General features: G+C 60.1%; 17 protein-coding genes, 1 tRNA gene and 2 pseudogenes. 6 read left to right on the top strand and 14 right to left on the bottom strand.

The window, feature by feature from the left end; translation table 11 throughout:
• Positions 1 to 168: 168 nt before the first annotated feature.
• The 4 genes from JN403_RS02965 to JN403_RS02950 all read left to right on the top strand — a co-directional run bounded on the left by JN403_RS02965 (position 169) and on the right by JN403_RS02950 (position 3665).
• Positions 169 to 1437, top strand: coding sequence for an OprD family porin (locus JN403_RS02965; protein WP_205485182.1), 1269 nt, complete (start codon positions 169 to 171; stop codon positions 1435 to 1437).
• Between the two features lie 142 nt (positions 1438 to 1579).
• Positions 1580 to 2356, top strand: a complete 777-nt coding sequence (locus JN403_RS02960) for a helix-turn-helix transcriptional regulator (RefSeq protein ID WP_205487215.1) — start codon at positions 1580 to 1582, stop codon at positions 2354 to 2356.
• A gap of 137 nt (positions 2357 to 2493) precedes the next feature.
• On the top strand, positions 2494 to 2667 hold the full coding sequence (locus tag JN403_RS02955; protein WP_074889899.1) for a DUF1427 family protein: 174 nt from the start codon (positions 2494 to 2496) through the stop codon (positions 2665 to 2667).
• Between the two features lie 38 nt (positions 2668 to 2705).
• The gene (locus tag JN403_RS02950; protein ID WP_205485180.1) at positions 2706 to 3665 is read left to right on the top strand and encodes a zinc-binding alcohol dehydrogenase family protein; all 960 of its coding nucleotides are present in this window, start codon (positions 2706 to 2708) and stop codon (positions 3663 to 3665) included.
• A 36-nt stretch (positions 3666 to 3701) separates the two neighbouring features.
• Here JN403_RS02950 and JN403_RS02945 read toward each other — a convergent pair whose 3' ends face one another.
• The 8 genes from JN403_RS02945 to JN403_RS02910 form a co-directional block, all read right to left on the bottom strand.
• Positions 3702 to 4391 carry a transporter substrate-binding domain-containing protein gene (locus JN403_RS02945; RefSeq protein WP_240356794.1) on the bottom strand — a complete coding sequence of 230 codons (690 nt, stop codon included), beginning with the start codon at positions 4389 to 4391 and terminating at the stop codon, positions 3702 to 3704.
• Positions 4392 to 4592: 201 nt separating this feature from the next.
• Complete coding sequence (locus JN403_RS02940; protein WP_037016364.1) at positions 4593 to 4913, bottom strand: hypothetical protein; 321 nt, start codon at positions 4911 to 4913, stop codon at positions 4593 to 4595.
• Between the two features lie 171 nt (positions 4914 to 5084).
• Positions 5085 to 5576 (bottom strand): ATP-binding protein, encoded by a 492-nt coding sequence (locus JN403_RS02935; protein WP_205485176.1) that lies wholly within the window; start codon positions 5574 to 5576, stop codon positions 5085 to 5087.
• A 122-nt stretch (positions 5577 to 5698) separates the two neighbouring features.
• On the bottom strand, positions 5699 to 6451 hold the full coding sequence (locus JN403_RS02930; RefSeq protein ID WP_205485174.1) for a carbon-nitrogen hydrolase family protein: 753 nt from the start codon (positions 6449 to 6451) through the stop codon (positions 5699 to 5701).
• Between the two features lie 119 nt (positions 6452 to 6570).
• Positions 6571 to 6801 (bottom strand): hypothetical protein, encoded by a 231-nt coding sequence (locus JN403_RS02925; RefSeq protein ID WP_240356792.1) that lies wholly within the window; start codon positions 6799 to 6801, stop codon positions 6571 to 6573.
• A 43-nt stretch (positions 6802 to 6844) separates the two neighbouring features.
• Positions 6845 to 7246: a nuclear transport factor 2 family protein gene (locus JN403_RS02920; RefSeq protein ID WP_205485171.1), complete on the bottom strand. Its 402-nt coding sequence runs from the start codon at positions 7244 to 7246 to the stop codon at positions 6845 to 6847.
• 123 nt (positions 7247 to 7369) lie between these two features.
• Positions 7370 to 8329 carry a zinc-binding dehydrogenase gene (locus tag JN403_RS02915; RefSeq protein WP_205485162.1) on the bottom strand — a complete coding sequence of 320 codons (960 nt, stop codon included), beginning with the start codon at positions 8327 to 8329 and terminating at the stop codon, positions 7370 to 7372.
• 101 nt (positions 8330 to 8430) lie between these two features.
• Entirely contained in the window at positions 8431 to 9180 is a 750-nt protein-coding gene (locus JN403_RS02910) for an SDR family oxidoreductase (RefSeq protein WP_205485160.1), read from the bottom strand.
• A gap of 158 nt (positions 9181 to 9338) precedes the next feature.
• On the opposite strand from JN403_RS02910, the gene JN403_RS02905 reads away from it, so the two are divergent.
• Positions 9339 to 10244: a LysR family transcriptional regulator gene (locus tag JN403_RS02905; protein ID WP_122534036.1), complete on the top strand. Its 906-nt coding sequence runs from the start codon at positions 9339 to 9341 to the stop codon at positions 10242 to 10244.
• A gap of 133 nt (positions 10245 to 10377) precedes the next feature.
• On the opposite strand, the gene JN403_RS02900 is transcribed toward JN403_RS02905, so the two are convergent.
• The 6 genes and pseudogenes from JN403_RS02900 to JN403_RS02875 form a co-directional block, all read right to left on the bottom strand.
• Positions 10378 to 10453: transfer RNA gene (locus JN403_RS02900), tRNA-Thr, on the bottom strand.
• 295 nt (positions 10454 to 10748) lie between these two features.
• Positions 10749 to 11953: pseudogene (locus JN403_RS02895) on the bottom strand (methyltransferase).
• Positions 11954 to 12141: 188 nt separating this feature from the next.
• A pseudogene (locus tag JN403_RS02890) lies at positions 12142 to 12830 on the bottom strand (ABC transporter permease).
• The gene (locus tag JN403_RS02885; RefSeq protein ID WP_205485158.1) at positions 12827 to 13522 is read right to left on the bottom strand and encodes an ABC transporter permease; all 696 of its coding nucleotides are present in this window, start codon (positions 13520 to 13522) and stop codon (positions 12827 to 12829) included. Before JN403_RS02885 ends, JN403_RS02890 begins: the two are co-directional and overlap by 4 nt.
• Before the next feature lie 67 nt (positions 13523 to 13589).
• Entirely contained in the window at positions 13590 to 14354 is a 765-nt protein-coding gene (locus JN403_RS02880; RefSeq protein WP_192171305.1) for an ABC transporter substrate-binding protein, read from the bottom strand.
• Between the two features lie 13 nt (positions 14355 to 14367).
• Positions 14368 to 15141, bottom strand: coding sequence for an ABC transporter ATP-binding protein (locus tag JN403_RS02875; protein ID WP_205485155.1), 774 nt, complete (start codon positions 15139 to 15141; stop codon positions 14368 to 14370).
• Positions 15142 to 15634: 493 nt separating this feature from the next.
• Here JN403_RS02875 and gabP point away from each other — a divergent pair, with 493 nt between their 5' ends.
• The gene (gene gabP / locus JN403_RS02870; protein WP_122534030.1) at positions 15635 to 17026 is read left to right on the top strand and encodes a GABA permease; all 1392 of its coding nucleotides are present in this window, start codon (positions 15635 to 15637) and stop codon (positions 17024 to 17026) included.
• The last annotated feature ends 87 nt before the right edge of the window (positions 17027 to 17113 follow it).

Genomic DNA, 17113 nt, shown 5'->3' with positions numbered 1-17113 from the left:
GCATTCGCGGCTCCACCGCCTGTGGCCTAGCGCCATGTACGTGCATCAGTAGTCCACTGCGATGATTTCGTGCGGGCTTCCGGAACTGTTCCAGTTCCGGGGGACGCAATTGCCCACCCCCGGGCATTTGCCACAGCGCGCGATTAATCCGCTCACAAGGACAACAAGATGAAACAGCGTATCGGCCTGCTCGCTCTGGGCATCCTTGCCGCCACTCACGCCATGGCGGACGGTCAGGCAGATTCCAAAGGATTTGTTGAAGACAGCAGCCTGAAGATCAACCTGCGTAACGCCTACATCAATCGTGACTATAAAAACGGACCGCAGGACCGCTCGGAATGGGGTCAGGCCTTCATGGCTGGCTACACGTCCGGTTTCACCCAGGGCGTGGTGGGCGTTGGCGTTGACGCCTTTGGTCTGTACGCAGCGCGTCTGGACGGAGGCAAGGGCAAGAGCGGCGCGGGCGGTATCGACTTCTTCAAACAGGGCGACAGCGGCAACGCGGCGGACGACCTGTCGCGCTTTGGCGGCGCGGTCAAATTCCGGGTTTCCAATACCGAACTGAAATACGGCGACATGATGCCGGAGCTGCCAGTACTCAATTACGACAACTCGCGTCTGTTGCCTGAGTCCTACACCGGCACCATGATCACCTCCAAAGAGATTAAAGGCCTCACGCTGGTGGCCGGCCGCTTCACTGCCGAAACCCGCAAGAGTGCCGAAGGCCGCGACAGCGGTGATCTGAAGAGCATCAACGTTTACGGCGGCAGTTACAAATTCACCGAAGCCCTGAGCGCCGCGTTTTACGCCTCCGATGACGAAGACGTGCTGAAAAAGCAGTACGTGAACCTGAACTACGTCTGGGCGATGCCGAAAGATCAGTCACTGACCTTCGACTTCAACGGCTACAAGACCAAGCTGGACAAAGACTTCGCCGTCGATGACGCTCGCGACAACAAGATCTGGAGTCTGGCGGCGACCTGGGCGGTGGGCATTCACTCGTTCACGATCGCGCATCAGCGCAGTACCGGCGAAACCGGTTACACCTACGGCGGCTATCGCAACGCAGGCGGGACCGGCGATGGCGGCAACACCATCTACCTGGCCAACTCCTACTGGTCAGACTTCAACGGCAAGGACGAGCGTTCGTGGCAAGTGGGCTACGGCGTGAACCTGGGAACAATTGTCACTCCAGGCCTTAGCTACCGCGTGGCCTACGTGCGCGGCGACAACATCGACGACGGCAGCGGTCGTGGGCGTGGCGAAGAGCGTGAACTGTTCAGCCAGTTGACCTACGTAGTCCAGAGCGGCCCGGTCAAAGACCTGTCGGTGCGCCTGCGTAACTCGTTCCTGCGGGTCTCCAACGATGTGGATCAGTACAACGTTGGCGGTAATGAAACGCGGATCTTCGTGGATTACCCGATCAACGTGTTCTGATGTCGATCGGCTGAAGAGCTGACTGATTTACCCCGACGCCCCGGTCGCAAGATCGGGGCGTTCTGCTATGAGCCTTCACCGCACTGGCGATCCTGCCCGCTCTCCCGCTACCATCGCTGCATCCACTCCAGCCGGTTTCATCATGGCAATCGCCGCGCCGCCCGACCTCTCCAATACCGCCGTCCCCGTGCAGCCTTTGTCACGGACCTATCCGCGCGGGTTGTACATCGAGCCCCATGAGCATGAGTGGGGGCAGGTGTTGTATGCGATGTCGGGCGTGATGTGGGTCGAGACTCCCAATGAAGCGCTGGTCGTGCCGCCGCAGCGCGCCGTTTGGCTGCCGCCCGGCGTGCCCCATGGCATCCGCGTGGTGTCGGATCTGGAAATGCGCAACATCTACCTGCGCCCGGCGCTCGCCCAAACCCTCGACGCCACGGTTCAAGTCTTGGAAGTAGGGCGCTTGTTGCGCGAATTGATTGTCGGTCTAGTGGCCGAGCAGGACAAGGAGTCGGACTACTACGAGGCCGTGGTGAACCTGGCGTTGCTCGAACTCAAGCGTGCCCGGCGTTCGCTGCTGAAAGTGCCGATGCCCGATGACAGCGACCGCAGGCTGATGAACGTGTGCCAGGCGGTGATGATCGAGCCGTCCATCGACGTCTCATTCGAGCAGCATGCCGAAAACGCCGGTGCCAGTGTGCGGACGCTGTCCCGGCTGTTTCAGGCGGTGCTCGGCATGGGGTTCGCCGAATGGCGGCGACAGGTGCAACTGGCGACCTCGGTGGCGGAGATCATCCAGGGCGTGCCGGTCAACGCCATCGCCCGTTCCATGGGGTATTCGCCGAGCAGCTTCAGCGACATGTTCCGCCGCGAACTGGGCATGGCGCCTTCTCAGTACCCGGTCGCTGACGCACCTGTCTAACTAGCGCGCGCGGTGCTTCTGTCCGAAATTCAGAAGCTCTTGGCCGGTAGCGCCTGCCGACCCTCCTTACACTCTGGTCATCGCTTAACGCCGTCGCGCCGCCATCGAGTCGCGCGTCCCACGCACCGGAGTTTGTCATGAGCTACGTCATTTCCCTCGCCATCGGTATCGCCGTCGGTTTGCTGTACGGCCTGCTGGATTTCCGCTCACCTGCACCGCCTCTGGTCGCACTGGTTGGCCTGCTCGGCATGCAAGCCGGTGAATGGCTGTGGCCGGTGGGCAAGCAGTTCTTGTCCAATCTGGCGTCCTGAATCGACGACCTCCCGTTCCCCTCTCTGGATGAATCCACATGAAAGCTCTGCAATTCTCCCGCACCGGCGACTTGGCTGCGCTGGAAGTCGTCGATCTGCCCACGCCTGTCCCGGCGGCTGGCGAAGTTCTGGTGCAGATAAAAGCCGCAGGCCTGAACCCCAGCGACGTCAAAAACGTCCTGGGCCGTTTCCCCTACACCACGATGCCTCGCATTCCGGGTCGTGACTTTGCGGGCGTTGTCGTCGAAGGCCCGCAGGAGCTGATCGGCAAAGAAGTGTGGGGCACCGGCAAGGAAATCGGCTTTGTCCGCGACGGCTCCCACGCGGGCTACATCACCCTGTCGGCCAGAGGCGTGGCGATCAAGCCGGCATCGCTGACTTTCAGCCAGGCCGCCAGCCTGGGGGTTCCGTACACCACAGCGTGGGACGCGCTCGAGCGCAGCCTCGTGCAGTCTGGCACTCGGTTGCTGGTCATCGGTGCCAATGGCGCAGTGGGAAGCGCCGCCATCGCACTGGCGAAAACACGCGGCGCCCAGGTGCTGGCAGCGGTGCGTAAACCGGACCAGCTGAAAGCGCTGCAAGAGCAAGGCTTCAACGCGATCCAGCTCGACAAGCCGGAAGACCTGGGCGCTCAAGTGAATGCGGTTTTTGCAGGCGGCGCCGACGTGATCTTCGACACCACCGGCTTCTGGCTGCCGGCTTCTGTACCTGCGTTGGCGCAATTAGGCCGCATCGCAATTATTGCCGCGCCAACGGACGGCCACGTGCAACTGCCCGCGCTGGCGCTGTACCGCAAGGGCGGTTCGGTGGTGGGGATCAACTCGCTGCTGTACGACGTTGAAGCCTGCGCGCGGATGCTTGAGCAGTTCGGCAAACAGTTCGACGACGGCACCTTGCCGCTGCCGACCGGCCTGATTGAATCGCCGCTGGAAGAAGGCCTGGCGCGTTACGCCGATGTGAATCAAGGCGGCGCTGACAAGGTGATTTTGCTGCCGTGACAGGCAAGCATGGGCGTTAGAGCAGCGCTGACCCGATCACTGGACGGGCAGCCCTTTCAGATAGTCATGCTGGACGCGTTTGATCGACCCGTTTGACTGAAGCTTGTCGATCGCCGCCCTAAGCTTCTCGACCATCTGAGGGTCGCAGTCCTTGGAGCACGCCAGATACAGATCGGCGGTCATCAACGGCCTGCTCATCAACAGCGGCCGTTCGCTGATCTGCTTCCAGATGTAGAGCGTTTCCGGCACGCCGTTAAACCACGCATCCACCCGGCCCTTGAGCAACATCAGCGCCGGGTTCTCGCCAATCTTCAACGGATAAATCTGAGCGGCTGAAAAGCCTTCCTCACGTAGCCGCGTCTCCTGTGCCGAGCCACTGCCGACGGCGATCATCTTGAAGGTCTGGCGCGCCTCTTCAAAACTGTCGACATGGCGATCAAGGCTGAAAAACGCCCGATCCATCGTCATCACCGGAGCGATCCAGGTGAAGCTGTCTTCACGACTTTGTGTGCGGGTCAGCGGCGCGATGAGCTTGTTGGTGCCCAGCGTCACGTCCCGTTGCGCCCGTGGCCACGGAGGTGAGAGAAGGTGAGCGGAATACCCGGCCATCGCCATAGCCTGCAGGGTGATGTCGCCCGCTATCCCGTGCTGGTCACCCTGGCTGGCCATGGTCAGCGGCGGAGCCTCGGCCACGTACACATCAACGAAAGGAAGTGCATACGCCATCGACGAGCACGCCAAGAGCGCGCCGGCCGCGTAACGGATACAACAGGAAATCCATTTCATGGCAGTCATGCTCAAAGGGAATAGGGCGTCAAAACAGGTCTTGTGCCTGGCTTGCTATCCAGTCTGGCATTGGTTAGTCGTCTCTGCCGGGCACAGCGCGCATCCTGCGTAAGTTTCGGGGAAAATTTGAGCAAAGGCGGATCAGGTCTTGTTGTGCTCATTGGTGTAGCGGCCGCTCAGCACCCAGCCACATTCCAGCAAGGTTTCGATCCAGTCCTCGTACGAGTCATCCACGTCCAGCAAGTTCATGAACTGATCTTCGATATGGCACCGAAAGGTCTGCTCCTCGACGTTCCACTCAACATCCCGAATCCGCCAGACGCGCTGCATCGGTAACTGAATGTTCAAGCCATGGAAGGGGACGAACGGCAGCTCCACTTCGTAAAGCAGCTTGGACCATTCAGATGAAATCTCCGGGGTCTGGTGGGTCCAGACGTACTTGATCAATCGGACTTTGTGCACGGTTGGGCCTTCTATCGTGTTTCTGATGGCGGGTCGCTGTCCTGACGCAGACGCGAGGGCCCGTTGGATGGGTATACGTTACTCGATGGGGGCGGGATGGGGGAGGGGGCGCTCTGAATCTTAGGGCGCCATTTGAACCTGACGGTTTGGTTCTCTCCGGGTGAAAGCCGTTTAGGAGTAATCCTGGTGAATGACTACGTTGAGCCCTTCTTCCTTATCTGGGGCGACGAAGTAGCTGGTGATCAAATCGAATTCAGCGTCGGTTGCTGCGAAGTCGTGTTCACCGCCTTCATTTCTCAGGTGCAGCCGGGCGCGGCAGGTTTCGTCGTCGACGTCGATGAAGTGAAGGCTGTGCGAGGCTTGGGCGGTGTCAGCCAGACCGCGCAACCATTGGCGGTCTGCGGGAGTGTTGGCGGGGAAATCGAGAACCACATTGATCCTGGCCTTTAGCATGTCGATGACCAAGGGGCCTACGACATCTCGGAGTCTTCTTGAGAGCGTTACGTAGTCGGCGACCGAGTGGATCTGGTCTGGGTAGAGCCTTGAGAGCCAATGGTCTTCGGTCAATAGGATCGCTGCTTGCTCAGTTTTTAGAGCGTTCGCCAGCGTAGATTTTCCGGATGCAATCTTTCCGCACATGAGATGCAGTGTAGGTTTGGCCATTTCAACCTCCTTGTCTGGGTCACAACGACGCCCATGGCATGGTATACCGGCGCTGGCGCCTGATGTCAGGCGTGTAGATTAACGATAACTGCTTCGGTGGCGCGGTTGATGTCGGGAGCGCTCTACAAGGCCTGCAAAACTTCGCCTTCCCAGGCGCCTCGCCGTCTGCGGGCCATAACCAGACAGTCCCCCGTACCGGCCGCGCTCACGACGAGTTCTCCATCAGGCGACCAGAACGCGCTTCGACCGGCGCAGGCCCATCCTCCAGAGACGCCGCCGTGGTTGGCCATCAATACCCCAAAAGCATGTTGCCGCGCGTAGCCCTTTAGCAAGCCACTGTCATGGTCATAGCCGTTGTCGCTGATCAAGACGCTGGCGGCGTAGACACCGGCGCCTTCCTGCGCCGCAGCCTGTGCGTGACTGGCGTGACTGAAATCCGCGCAGACTGACAGCGCAATCTGCCCGGCATCGACGGTCACCAACGGGCCGCCTTGTCCCGGAGTGAAGACGACCTCTTCGCCCGGATGGAGGTGCTGCTTGGTGTAGGTGATCTGTGAGCCGTCAGCGCAAAAAACCAGTGCGCCGATGAAGACTGCTTCCGCCCCCGGCTGGCGTAGGGGCGCGCCGAGCACAGTGGTCATCCCTGACTGTTTCGCCAGGTCCCGTAACGGCTCCAGCAATTGGGAGTCGGCGTTAAGGGCAAGGTTGCTGGCGAGCGAAGGCTCGTAACCGGTTAAAGAAAGCTCCGGGAACAAGAGAAATTTAGCGCCGTGATGGGCGGCAAGTCGCATCACCTGAGCATGTCGGTCGAGATTGGCGTTGAGGTCGCCTGCCACTGAGCAATATTGGGCGGCACACAGGTCGAGGTCAGTCATAAAGTTTCCCGGCGTGAATGGGCCTTAGTAAAACACGGACTGCGCCGGTTTCGGCAGGCAACCCAACGCCATGCTCGAAACCCCAATGCGCCTGTGTTCAGGCGCGCGGGTGCGCGGCTTTATCCATGCTTGACCAAGTTCAGGCCCGGAAGCGGACCGCCTGGAAATTGCGCAGGTAGTCCTTGTTCAAGACTGCTCAGGTCGATGCCATGAAAGCCCAGCTCATCAATGAGGCTCCCGACGCGCTGTTTGCTTGGGCCGTGCTCGCCCGAATAAAACAGCACGCGCTTTCCACCCTCAGCCGAAGGATGTGCGAGCAGCGCGGGCGTAAGGTGATCGAACGCTTTCACCAGATGTGCGCCTGGCAGCATCTGCGCGGAAGATTTTTCGGAATTACTGCGTAAGTGAATCCAGCAAGACCCACAACCGGACGATCTTGCCGTCGACGACTTCGGCCACATCCGCGCCCGTTACAACCACCGGACCTTCCTTGGGTCCCGCATGCCAGCGCAAGTAAGCTATTCCGTGATGCCCCACCGCCACGCCTTGGGCGACGAAGGAAAAGTCGGGACCGAACTGCTCGAGCAGTGCGCCTGCAACGTCCGAAATAGCGGCGTGCCCGGTGACGACGCCTTGTGGCTCGTACATCGTGGGTTCGGCAGAGAACAGCTGTTGGATGGCAGCGATGCGTTTATTGGCATCTCGCTCGTTGAACACCTGTGCAAGGTTCGCGCGCAGAAGTGCGTTGAAGTCGGGGGCCGATGAGTCGGGTGGGTTTTCGTGTGACTGAGCCATGGCAAGACCTTCGATTGTGGAAACAGGAGACTAGACGCGAAACGGATGTAGCACCGATGACTCGCTCAAAGGAGTGATGAGCCGCCGCTATCCATCGGCTGGGCAAGGCGCGGCGGCACACGTTCAGGGCATCAACAAGATCGACCCGGTGTGCTTGCGCGCTGCGATGGCTTGATGCGCCAGTACTGCGTCTTCCAGCCGATAGCGTGACAGCTCCAGCGGGCCCAACGCCCCTTCGCGGAATCGTTCGAAAACCTCGGATGCCGCCGTGTTCTGGTTCTCGGTATTCACGTACTGCGGCGTAGAAGGCTGGACATATTGAATGCCCCGCGCGGCCAATAGCGTGCTGTCCGGTACTGCCATCCCCGAAGCGTTGCCGACGTGGACCAGATCACCCCCGTCTCGTAGTGCGTGGGTCGAAGCCTCAAGGGTCTGCCGCCCGACGAGGTCGTACACCACGTCAACGCCTGCACCGCCATTCGCCGCTTTTATCCGTTCTGCCAGGTGCGGCTCATCCGAGCGCACCGTAGCGATGCCCCAGCTTTCGACAATTCGCGCCTTCTCTGCTGAACCGACGGTAGCGATCACCGTGGCGCCAATGGATTTAGCCCAACGAGTCAGCAACGTGCCGACGCCACCGGACGCGCCATGCACCACAACGGTCTCGGCTGCCCGCAGAGCATGGACCTGTTTGATCAGTGCCCACGCAGTCAGCCCTTTGGAGAGCAATCCTGCAGCCTGCTCGCTGGAAATGTCGACTGGGAATTTGATCAGCGCACCGGCGTCAATCACTCGGCTGTCTGCATAGGCGCCCGGCGCGAAGAAATAACCGACGCGATCCCCGGGTTTAAGATGCTGCACGTCGGTGCCTACTGCTGCGACAACACCCGCCGCCTCGACGCCCATGCTGAACGGTAGCGGGATCTTGAATGTGCCATCCCTGAACATCGTGTCGACGTAGTTCACGCCAATTGCCTCATGGCGTATCGCGACTTGCCCACGTCCAGGCTTTTCGAGCGTGAAGCTTTCGTAGGTGAGCACAGCGGGAGTGCCCTGTTGGTAAATCCGGATGCGCTGATTCATGGTTGCCTCCAAGGAAAGCGTTGGGAGAACTCGAGCCAATCGCGCCGCACCGCTGAATGCAGCGTGGCGCACCGACCGTGAGTTTGCTCGGGGTGTATTGATCAGGCGCTCTGGCCGCCATCGACATTGAGTGTCGCGCCAGTGATGTAAGAGGCATCCGGGCCCGCGAGGAACGACACGGCGGCGGCGATATCTTCGGGCTGCCCGTAACGACCCAATGCTGCGAGGCCCGCGAGGAAGGGCGCGTGACCAGCGGTTTCAGGGTTCATCTCGGTATTGATGGCGCCGGGCTGAATGACATTGACCGTGATATTGCGCGGCCCCAGATCCCGTGCCCAACCACGGCTGTACGCCGCGATTGCCGCCTTAGTGGCGATGTAATCTGCAGCGCCCGGAAACGGCACGTGGTCGGCTCCCGTTGTCCCCAGAGAAATGATCCTGCCGCCATCATTCATCAACCCCACCGCAGTGCGCACAGCGGTCACCACGCCACCCACATTGACGGCCTGCTGGCGATCAAACGCGGCGATATCGGCATCAGGTGCGTCCACTGCACCGGTGACGAACACACCAGCACTGTTGACCAGAATATCCAGTCGGCCGAAGTGGGCATGGACTTGTTTCACCAGCGCGGTCACTTGTGCGGTATCGCCCTGGTCAGCCTGAATCGCCAGCGCTTGCACGCCCTGGCTTTGAATGTCGGCAACCACTGTCTGAGCCTGCTCTGAGGATTTTGCGTAGCTGAATGCAACGTGAGCGCCATCGGCGGCAAGTCGCTTCGCGATCGCAGCGCCAATCCCACGTGAGCCGCCGGTTACCAGTGCCACTTTTCCTTTCAGATGCTGAGTCATTCTTTTGATCTCGTTTAAGGCCAACCAGGATGGCTGGCTGCGTTTCGGTGAGATCAATGTAAGAGAACATCAGAGCGGGATAAATTACCTAAAAATGACTCCACTGTTCCTGTATGCGTGCTAATAGTGAGCCCAAGTTTTGCTAAGCGAGTCGTAGCGTGGATTACTTCACAGCCGTTAAGGCGTTTATCCAAGTGGTGCAAGCGGGAAGCTTCATCAAAGCCGCACAGACGCTGAATCTTCCGCGCAACACCGTCACCAAGCACATCCAGTCGCTGGAGAGCCATCTGCGCGTCAAGCTGCTCAACCGCACCACGCGCCGTATCTCGCTGACCAACGATGGCACCGCTTACTACGAACGCATGGTGCGGGTGGTGGATCAGTGGCTTGAAGCGGAATCGGATCTGGCCAGCGCCCAGGCGCGCCCTCATGGACGGTTGCGCGTGGACATGGGATCTACCATGGCAACGATGCTGGTCCTTCCCGCATTGCAGGAATTTCAAAAGCGCTACCCCGAACTGCAACTGGACATCGGCGTGAGCGACCGGCCCGTTGACCTGTTGGGTGATCGCGTCGACTGCGTCATTCGCGGCGGCACACTGAACGACCCATCGCTCATCGCCCGCCGCCTGGGGAGCCTGGCCTTCGTGACCTGCGCAACGCCGGACTATCTCGCCCGCCACGGCACGCCCCTGCACCCAAGCGACCTGGAAAAGGGCCACCAGATGGTCCGCTATTTTTTCGCAGGTACCCACCGCAGGCTGCCGGTGGAGTACGTCAAAGCGGGAGAGCGCATCACCGTCGATGCGAACTATTACGTAGCTGTAAATGACTCGAACGCACTGCTCGCCGCCGCGCTCGCAGGCATGGGCGTGGTACAGACGCTGATGTTCATGGCAGAGCCGCATCTTAAGTCAGGGGCGATGACTCAGGTTTTGGAAGGTTGGTCGCTGGAGCCTAACCCGATCTATATTGTTTATTCGCCTAACCGACATTTGAGTGCACGCGTAAGGGTTTTTGTTGAATGGCTGGTTGAGTTGTTCGAGACGAAGGGGCTGCGGTGATGGTTGGCTTTTCGCGCAGATGCCTAGGGCGTTTGGCGGGTGGTATGCCTGGCGGTATCGGTTTGCTGTCAGCGGGGAGCTGAATCGGCCCAAACAAAAAGGCCCACCTTTCGGTGAGCCTTTTTGCTAAATCTGGTGCCGGCACCAGGAGTCGAACCCGGGACCTACTGATTACAAGTCAGTTGCTCTACCAACTGAGCTATACCGGCGTTGTGGGCGCTGATTATAGGGATTTGATCTGGCGAGTAAAGCCCTAATTTCAGTTTTTTCGGCGGCCTTATGCCAGAAGGTGATTACCGTTATTCACAATCCGCACAAACCGAAGGCGACGATCGGTCAGATTCGGGAACCATTCTCAATCGTTCGCAAGCTACTGTTTTAGCGCCAATTTTACGCTGCCTAAAAAATGAACAAATGGCTACATCCCTTTCACTGTAGGATTTCCGGGCGTTCGCTGGAATTTCATCAACAGACTTATCCACAGGCGCGCGCGTCAAAAAACGCTCATGGTCGTTCTGCAAGAATCAGCAGATTCCGCGGAGTGACTTGGCTATCGCAGAAGGTGCCGATGCGCACGTCGTACCCGCACTCAGTCAGATAAAGCGCGCGGTCGAGGATGAGCCACATTTCCAGCGGCCGACGGAAGAGGTTGCGCAGCAGTTCCAGGTTGCGCACTTCGGTCAGACGCGCCCAGCCCGCTGCTTCAAATGCCTCCCAGTGCTGAACGCCGGGGGAGGGAGTTGCTTGAGTTCGGCGAGGTCGCGGCAATAGTCGGCGAAGGTTTTGTCGAGCCAGGCGCTGGGCAGTGAGGGTGTCGGCAGATAGTCATCGATGCCGCGTAGCTCTCGCTGCAGCAGGTCGAAGCCGAGGCGTCGGGCCATGGAGGTGTCGCGCTGGCGGCGCACGCGGGCGCCGGCGGTGACGGTTTCGCTGAGGGGCAGGCCGAGGTCATCGATGGAGAGCGCAAGGCAAGACGCTTGGCCCTGCTTAGAGATCGGCAGGTAGTGCTCGCCGACGATTCGGTTGTAGCAGCAGGGCGCGATGGCCAGTTGTCGGCAGCGTGCCTCGCTGGCGAGGTGCATGAGGCGCACATGAAGGTCGCCGCAGGCGTGCAAAGCGACGGGCGTGTGATGCGTTTCCAGGCGCCCGGCTGCATCGTCGGCCATAACGTCTTGGTGCAGATGGTCGGCGGTGAGGCCCAGTTTTTCGCTGAGTTGCCTTCCTGATTCAACCAGGTCCGCATCGTATTCCAGGCAGGTCAGCGATTGACCGCCATGGGCGAGGCGTCGACCGAGATGGCCTTTGCCCGAGCACCAATCCAGCCAGTGGGTTGGCTGCCTTTGAAAGTTCAAGCGGCTGGCGAAGGCTTCGATTTGCTGCCATTTGCGGCCGGGTACGTCGACGCTCATGCGCGATGACACAGGCGCCAGACTAACGGGCGGCAGCGCGTCGATCTCGCTCAACACCTTCGACTGTAAGGCCAGCTGAGCAAAGGGCTGAGGCGCATCGAGAAGTTCGGGGTGGTTGTGTGCAGCTTCTGCTTCTTCGAGCGAACGTTGCCGCAGCCAGCGTGACAGCTCCGGGTGCTGCGATTCCCACGGCAGGTGGCGATGGGTGAAGGGGCGCGGGCGCCACAGGGCCTGATGCTCCAGGAGGAAGGCATCGAGCGCTGCGAACCGGGATTGGAGTTGCGTGAGTGTGAGTGGCATTGGATTAAGGCAGTCGGAATGTGCGTTGCAGCATACGGTGAATTTTGGGCAGGGAGCGCTCTTCAGCCACGGTGATCTTTGGCGGCTGAAGTGACGCTTTCGCGAGCAAGCTCACTCCTACATGGACCGTATTCTCTGCGCGAGCAAGCTTGCTCACACAGGTTTCCCGCTAGAGCGCGCATCAGGCCTCACCGCCCTTGGCTGGCGTCCACCCGCAAGTACCGCTCCAGCAGCTTGAAGCCTTGCACCAGCACGAACGACATCACCAGATAGATCAACCCGGCGATAAGGAAGGTCTGCTCCGGCATGTAAGTCCGCGCGTTGATGGTGCGGGCCATGCCGGTGATGTCGAGCAGGGTCACGGTGCTCGCCAATGCGCTGGCCTTGAGCATCAGAATGACTTCGTTGCTGTAGGCGGGCAGACCGATGCGTGCGGCGCGGGGCAGGATGATGTACAGCAGCGCTTTGCTTTTGGACATGCCCAGTGCGCGGGCCGCTTCGATTTCGCCGGGCGGCACGGCCTGAATGGCGCCGCGCAGGATCTCCGCGATGTAGGCGGTGGTGTGCAGCGTCATGGTCAGCGCCGCGCAGAAGAACGGATCGCGCAGGTAAGGCCACAGCGGACCTTTGGTGACGACGTCGAACTGCGCCAGGCCGTAATAAACCAGAAACAGCTGCACCAGCAGCGGCGTGCCGCGAAAAAGAAGATGTAGGCGTAGGGTAGCGCCCGGACATAGGCGTTACGCGAAGCGCGGGCGATGCCCAGCGGTATGGCGAGAATGAGGCCCGCGATCACTGCGACGGCGACCAGTTCCAGCGTGACGGTGGCGCCGTGCAGCAGTTTCGGCAGCCACTTGAGGACGAACTCCCAACTCATGACGCGCTCCTCACAAAGCCCACGGACGCGCGTTTTTCCAGCCATGCCAGGCCGATCATCGACAGCGCGGTCATGCACAGGTACATCAGCGCCGCGACCATATAGAAGGTAAAAGGCTGCTTGGTGGACGTGACGGCGATCTGCGCGTGGCGCATGACTTCCTCAAGGCCGATGACCGACACCAGCGCGGTGTCCTTCATCAGGATCATGAACAGATTGCCCAGCCCCGGCAGTGCAATGCGCCACATCTGCGGCATCACCAGCTTGAAGAAGATGCGCGAGCGTGACATGCCCAGCGCCAGGCCCGCCTCGCGGTGGCCTTTCGGGATCGACAGCATGGCGCCGCGAAACACCTCGGTCGCGTAGGCGCCGAAGCACAGGCCCAAGGCGATGACACCGGCAGCGAACGCACTCAGCGACAGGTTGGGAATATCGAACAGCTTGCCGATCGCCCGCATCGAGCTGACCGTGCCGAAGTAGATGAGCAGCACCCACAGCAATTCGGGGATGCCGCGCACCAGTGTGGAATAGGTGCCGCCCAGCCACTGCAAGGCATGATTCGGCGAAGTCTTCGCCAGCGCCCCGAGCAGGCCGAGGACGAGACCCAGGCAGAGGGCCGACAGCGCAAGTTGGAGGGTCATCAGCATGCCGGCGGCCAGGGCCGGGCCGAATCCATAGAGATCGAAGTTCATGGCGTTGTTTGTCTAAAGGACAGACGCCGCCGTCTGCACAAGCAGGCGGCGGCGATGGTCAGGCAGGTCAGAGGATGCTGAACGGGAAGTACTTGTCGTTGATCTTCTTGTAGGTGCCGTCGGCGATGATTTCTTTCAGCGCTTCGTTGAGCTTGTCGCGCAGCGGGTCGTCTTTGCGCACGGCGATGCCGATTTTGTCGTCAACCGGCAGCGCGTCACCCTTGAACTCGAAGCTCTGGCCTTCCTTGCCTTTCAGCCACTCGTAGCTGGCGTATTTGTCGCCGAGCAGTGCGTCGAGGCGGCCTGAAGCCAGGTCGAGAAAGGCGTTTTCCTGGGAGTCGTACAGCTTGACGGTCACGTCGTCGCCCCAGTTGTCTTCCAGCCAAGTGCCGGAGAGGGTCGCGCGTTGAGCACCGATGGTCTTGCCTTTCAACGTCTCCTTGATCGCGGCCAGGTCGCCACTGAGGTTGGTGGTTTTGGGCGCGACAAATTGCAGCTTGTTGGAGTAGTACGGAATGGTGAAGTCGACCGCCTGCTTGCGTTCTTCGGTGATCGACATCGAAGAAATCAGGAAGTCGAACTTCTGCGCGTTCAGTGCGGGAATGATGCCGTCCCAATCGGAGGTGACGGTTTCACAGGTCACTTTCATCTTCGCGCACAGCGCGTTGCCGATCTCCACGTCGAAGCCCACGACCTGACCGCTGGCGTCCTTGTTGTTGAACGGCGGATAGGCGCCCTCGATGCCCATTTTCAGGGTGTCGGCAGCAAAGGCGCTGGATGCCATGGCCAGGGTGGCGGCAGCGGCCAACAGAATGTTTCTCAGGGTCTGCATCGATGTTGCTCCGTTAGCGATTGCTGGACATGAATTGTTTGCAGCGCGCCGACCGTGGGTCATCGAAGACCTGGTCTGGCGATCCTTGTTCTTCTACCAGCCCTTGGTGCAGGAAAACCACTTCGCTGGACACCTGCCGGGCGAAATTCATTTCGTGGGTCACCATCAGCATGGTCCGGCCTTCTTCGGCCAGGCCACGAATAACGCTAAGTACTTCCTGCACCATCTCGGGATCAAGTGCGGATGTAGGTTCATCGAACAGAATGACCTTGGGCTGCATCGCGAGCGTGCGCGCAATGGCGGCACGTTGTTGCTGACCGCCCGACAACTGCGCCGGATAGGCATGACGCTTGTCGGCGATCCCCACTTTGGCCAACAGCGCTTCGGCGACTTCAATGGCCTCGGCTTTGCTCTGCCCCAGCACACGACGCGGCGCCTCGGTGATGTTATCGAGGACGGTCATGTGCGGCCAGAGATTGAAATTCTGAAAGACAAAGCCGATCTCGCTGCGCAGGCGGTTGATCTGACGGTTGTCGGCGGCGATCAGTTCACCTTTGCGGGTGGCTTTGAGCTTCAGCTCTTCCCCGGCAATGAGAATCTGCCCTTGATTGGGGTTCTCCAGCAAATTGATGCAGCGCAGCAGCGTCGACTTGCCTGAGCCGGAGGAACCCAGAATCGAAATCACGTCGCCATCGCGCGCACTCAGCGAGATGCCCTTGAGCACGTCGAGTTGGCCGTAGCGTTTGTGCAGATTGCGGATTTCCAGGGCGGGCGTGGCCTCGGCCATGTTCAGTCCTCGTGTGTTCGGTGGGCTCATCGGGTCGGCCAGCGGGACACAACCTGGCGGTCGCACAATCGTGCGGCGCGAGCTTCATAAGGATGAGCTTGATGAGCGCTGGCGTTGAATGCCGTTGCGCAAAAAGGGCGCGATGGTGCCAGCTTTAACCGCCGTGGGGAAGGGTGTTTCGGCCACGCCCGCGATCGACGGCCATTCTTGTGCGCTTATTTGGTGCCCTTTCGTAGTTAGTGTGTATTTTCGGTGCGGCTAATCGTCACCCTCCTGTTGCTCCCGGTAACGTTTCCTACATGAGTGGCGGATTGCTATTGCATTCATGGACTTGCGGAAATCATCTGGAGTGGGCGTATCCCGCTGCGACGTCGCGTTTGAAACATCTTGGCGTAATTCTTGCGTAAAAAATAAATAACAGAGCTGTTGTGTTCTCTTTACGAAGAGCCTCTACACGTCCTGATCCGTACAAAATCCTTCTAAGGTTGGTTCCATGAGCAGTACACCCAACGCTTCAAACCTTGAACAAGGGCTCAAACCGCGGCACATCACGATGCTCTCTATCGCGGGCGTCATCGGCGCCGGCCTCTTCGTTGGCTCCGGCCACGCGATCGCCGAAGCAGGGCCGGCCGTGCTTTTGGCGTACGGCGCCGCAGGTACACTGGTAGTGCTGGTGATGCGGATGCTGGCGGAAATGGCTGTCGCTTCGCCTGACACCGGTTCTTTTTCGACCTACGCCGACCGCGCGATCGGGCACTGGGCCGGCTTCACCATCGGTTGGTTGTACTGGTGGTTCTGGGTGCTGGTCATTCCGCTGGAAGCCAACGCTGCCGCGACGATTCTGCACGCGTGGTTCCCAAACGTGGCCATCTGGGCGTTCACGCTGGTGATCACTCTGCTGCTGACCGCGACCAACCTGTTCAGCGTGAAGAACTACGGGGAGTTCGAGTTCTGGTTCGCACTGATCAAGGTCATTGCGATCATTGGCTTCGTGCTGCTGGGCATTGCGGCCGTGTTGGGTCTGCTGCCGAACAGCCAGGTCAGCGGCGTCAGTCACCTTTACGATACCCAGGGTTTCCTGCCTAACGGCATGGGCGCGGTGCTCGCAGCGATGCTGACCACCATGTTCTCGTTCATGGGGACGGAGATTGTCACCATCGCGGCGGCAGAGTCGAAGAATCCTGGCCAGCAAATCACCAAGGCCACCAACTCGGTGATCTGGCGGATCTGCCTGTTCTACCTGCTCTCGATCCTCCTCGTCGTCTCGCTGGTGCCGTGGAACGACAGCCGTCTGGCTGAAGTGGGCTCGTACCAGACCGTGCTCGATCTGATGGGCATTCCGAACGCCAAGCTGATCGTCGACATCGTCGTGCTGGTCGCAGTGACCAGTTGCCTGAACTCGGCGCTGTACACGGCTTCACGCATGCTGTTTTCCCTCGGCAAACGTGGTGACGCCCCTGCTGTTTCCCAGCGCACCACCAAGGCCGGCACGCCTTACTGGGCGGTGCTGCTGTCGACCGGTGCTGCGTTTGCTGCCGTGTTCGCCAACTACGTTGCGCCCGCGGCGGTCTTCGACTTCCTGCTGGCAAGCTCGGGCGCCATCGCGCTGTTGGTGTACCTGGTGATCGCCGTCTCCCAGCTGCGTATGCGCCGCAAGCGTGAAGCAGAAGGCCAGGCGGTGGACTTCCGCATGTGGCTGTTCCCCGGCCTGACCTGGGCGGTGATCGTGTTCATTGTCGCCGTGCTGACCATCATGCTGTTCCAGGAAGGCCACCGTATGGAAATCATTGCCACCGGGCTGCTGAGCCTGATGGTCGTGGCAGCAGGCCTGATCGTTTCAAGCCGTCGCAAGGCGGGGAAGGCAGGGAAGGTTGTTTTGAATTGATGGGGAAGTGAGTCGGTTGTGGCCGACCGCTGTCGAGAAGCCGCTATCAGGGATGATGGCGGTTTTTTTGCTCGACGATTGGGTTGC

Origin of the sequence: Pseudomonas sp. 15A4 (genome assembly GCF_016925575.1) — a bacterium.
Lineage (GTDB): Bacteria > Pseudomonadota > Gammaproteobacteria > Pseudomonadales > Pseudomonadaceae > Aquipseudomonas.
This window is presented reverse-complemented; position numbering and strand designations above follow the sequence as displayed.

Coding starts and splice junctions, on each gene's coding strand:
- JN403_RS02965 (WP_205485182.1), top strand. CDS start 169: ATGAAACAGCGTATCGGCCTGCTCGCTCTGGGCATCCTTGCCGCCACT.
- JN403_RS02960 (WP_205487215.1), top strand. CDS start 1,580: ATGGCAATCGCCGCGCCGCCCGACCTCTCCAATACCGCCGTCCCCGTG.
- JN403_RS02955 (WP_074889899.1), top strand. CDS start 2,494: ATGAGCTACGTCATTTCCCTCGCCATCGGTATCGCCGTCGGTTTGCTG.
- JN403_RS02950 (WP_205485180.1), top strand. CDS start 2,706: ATGAAAGCTCTGCAATTCTCCCGCACCGGCGACTTGGCTGCGCTGGAA.
- JN403_RS02945 (WP_240356794.1), bottom strand. CDS start 4,391: ATGGCGTATGCACTTCCTTTCGTTGATGTGTACGTGGCCGAGGCTCCG.
- JN403_RS02935 (WP_205485176.1), bottom strand. CDS start 5,576: ATGGCCAAACCTACACTGCATCTCATGTGCGGAAAGATTGCATCCGGA.
- JN403_RS02930 (WP_205485174.1), bottom strand. CDS start 6,451: ATGACTGACCTCGACCTGTGTGCCGCCCAATATTGCTCAGTGGCAGGC.
- JN403_RS02920 (WP_205485171.1), bottom strand. CDS start 7,246: ATGGCTCAGTCACACGAAAACCCACCCGACTCATCGGCCCCCGACTTC.
- JN403_RS02915 (WP_205485162.1), bottom strand. CDS start 8,329: ATGAATCAGCGCATCCGGATTTACCAACAGGGCACTCCCGCTGTGCTC.
- JN403_RS02910 (WP_205485160.1), bottom strand. CDS start 9,180: ATGACTCAGCATCTGAAAGGAAAAGTGGCACTGGTAACCGGCGGCTCA.
- JN403_RS02885 (WP_205485158.1), bottom strand. CDS start 13,522: ATGAACTTCGATCTCTATGGATTCGGCCCGGCCCTGGCCGCCGGCATG.
- JN403_RS02880 (WP_192171305.1), bottom strand. CDS start 14,354: ATGCAGACCCTGAGAAACATTCTGTTGGCCGCTGCCGCCACCCTGGCC.
- JN403_RS02875 (WP_205485155.1), bottom strand. CDS start 15,141: ATGGCCGAGGCCACGCCCGCCCTGGAAATCCGCAATCTGCACAAACGC.
- gabP (WP_122534030.1), top strand. CDS start 15,635: ATGAGCAGTACACCCAACGCTTCAAACCTTGAACAAGGGCTCAAACCG.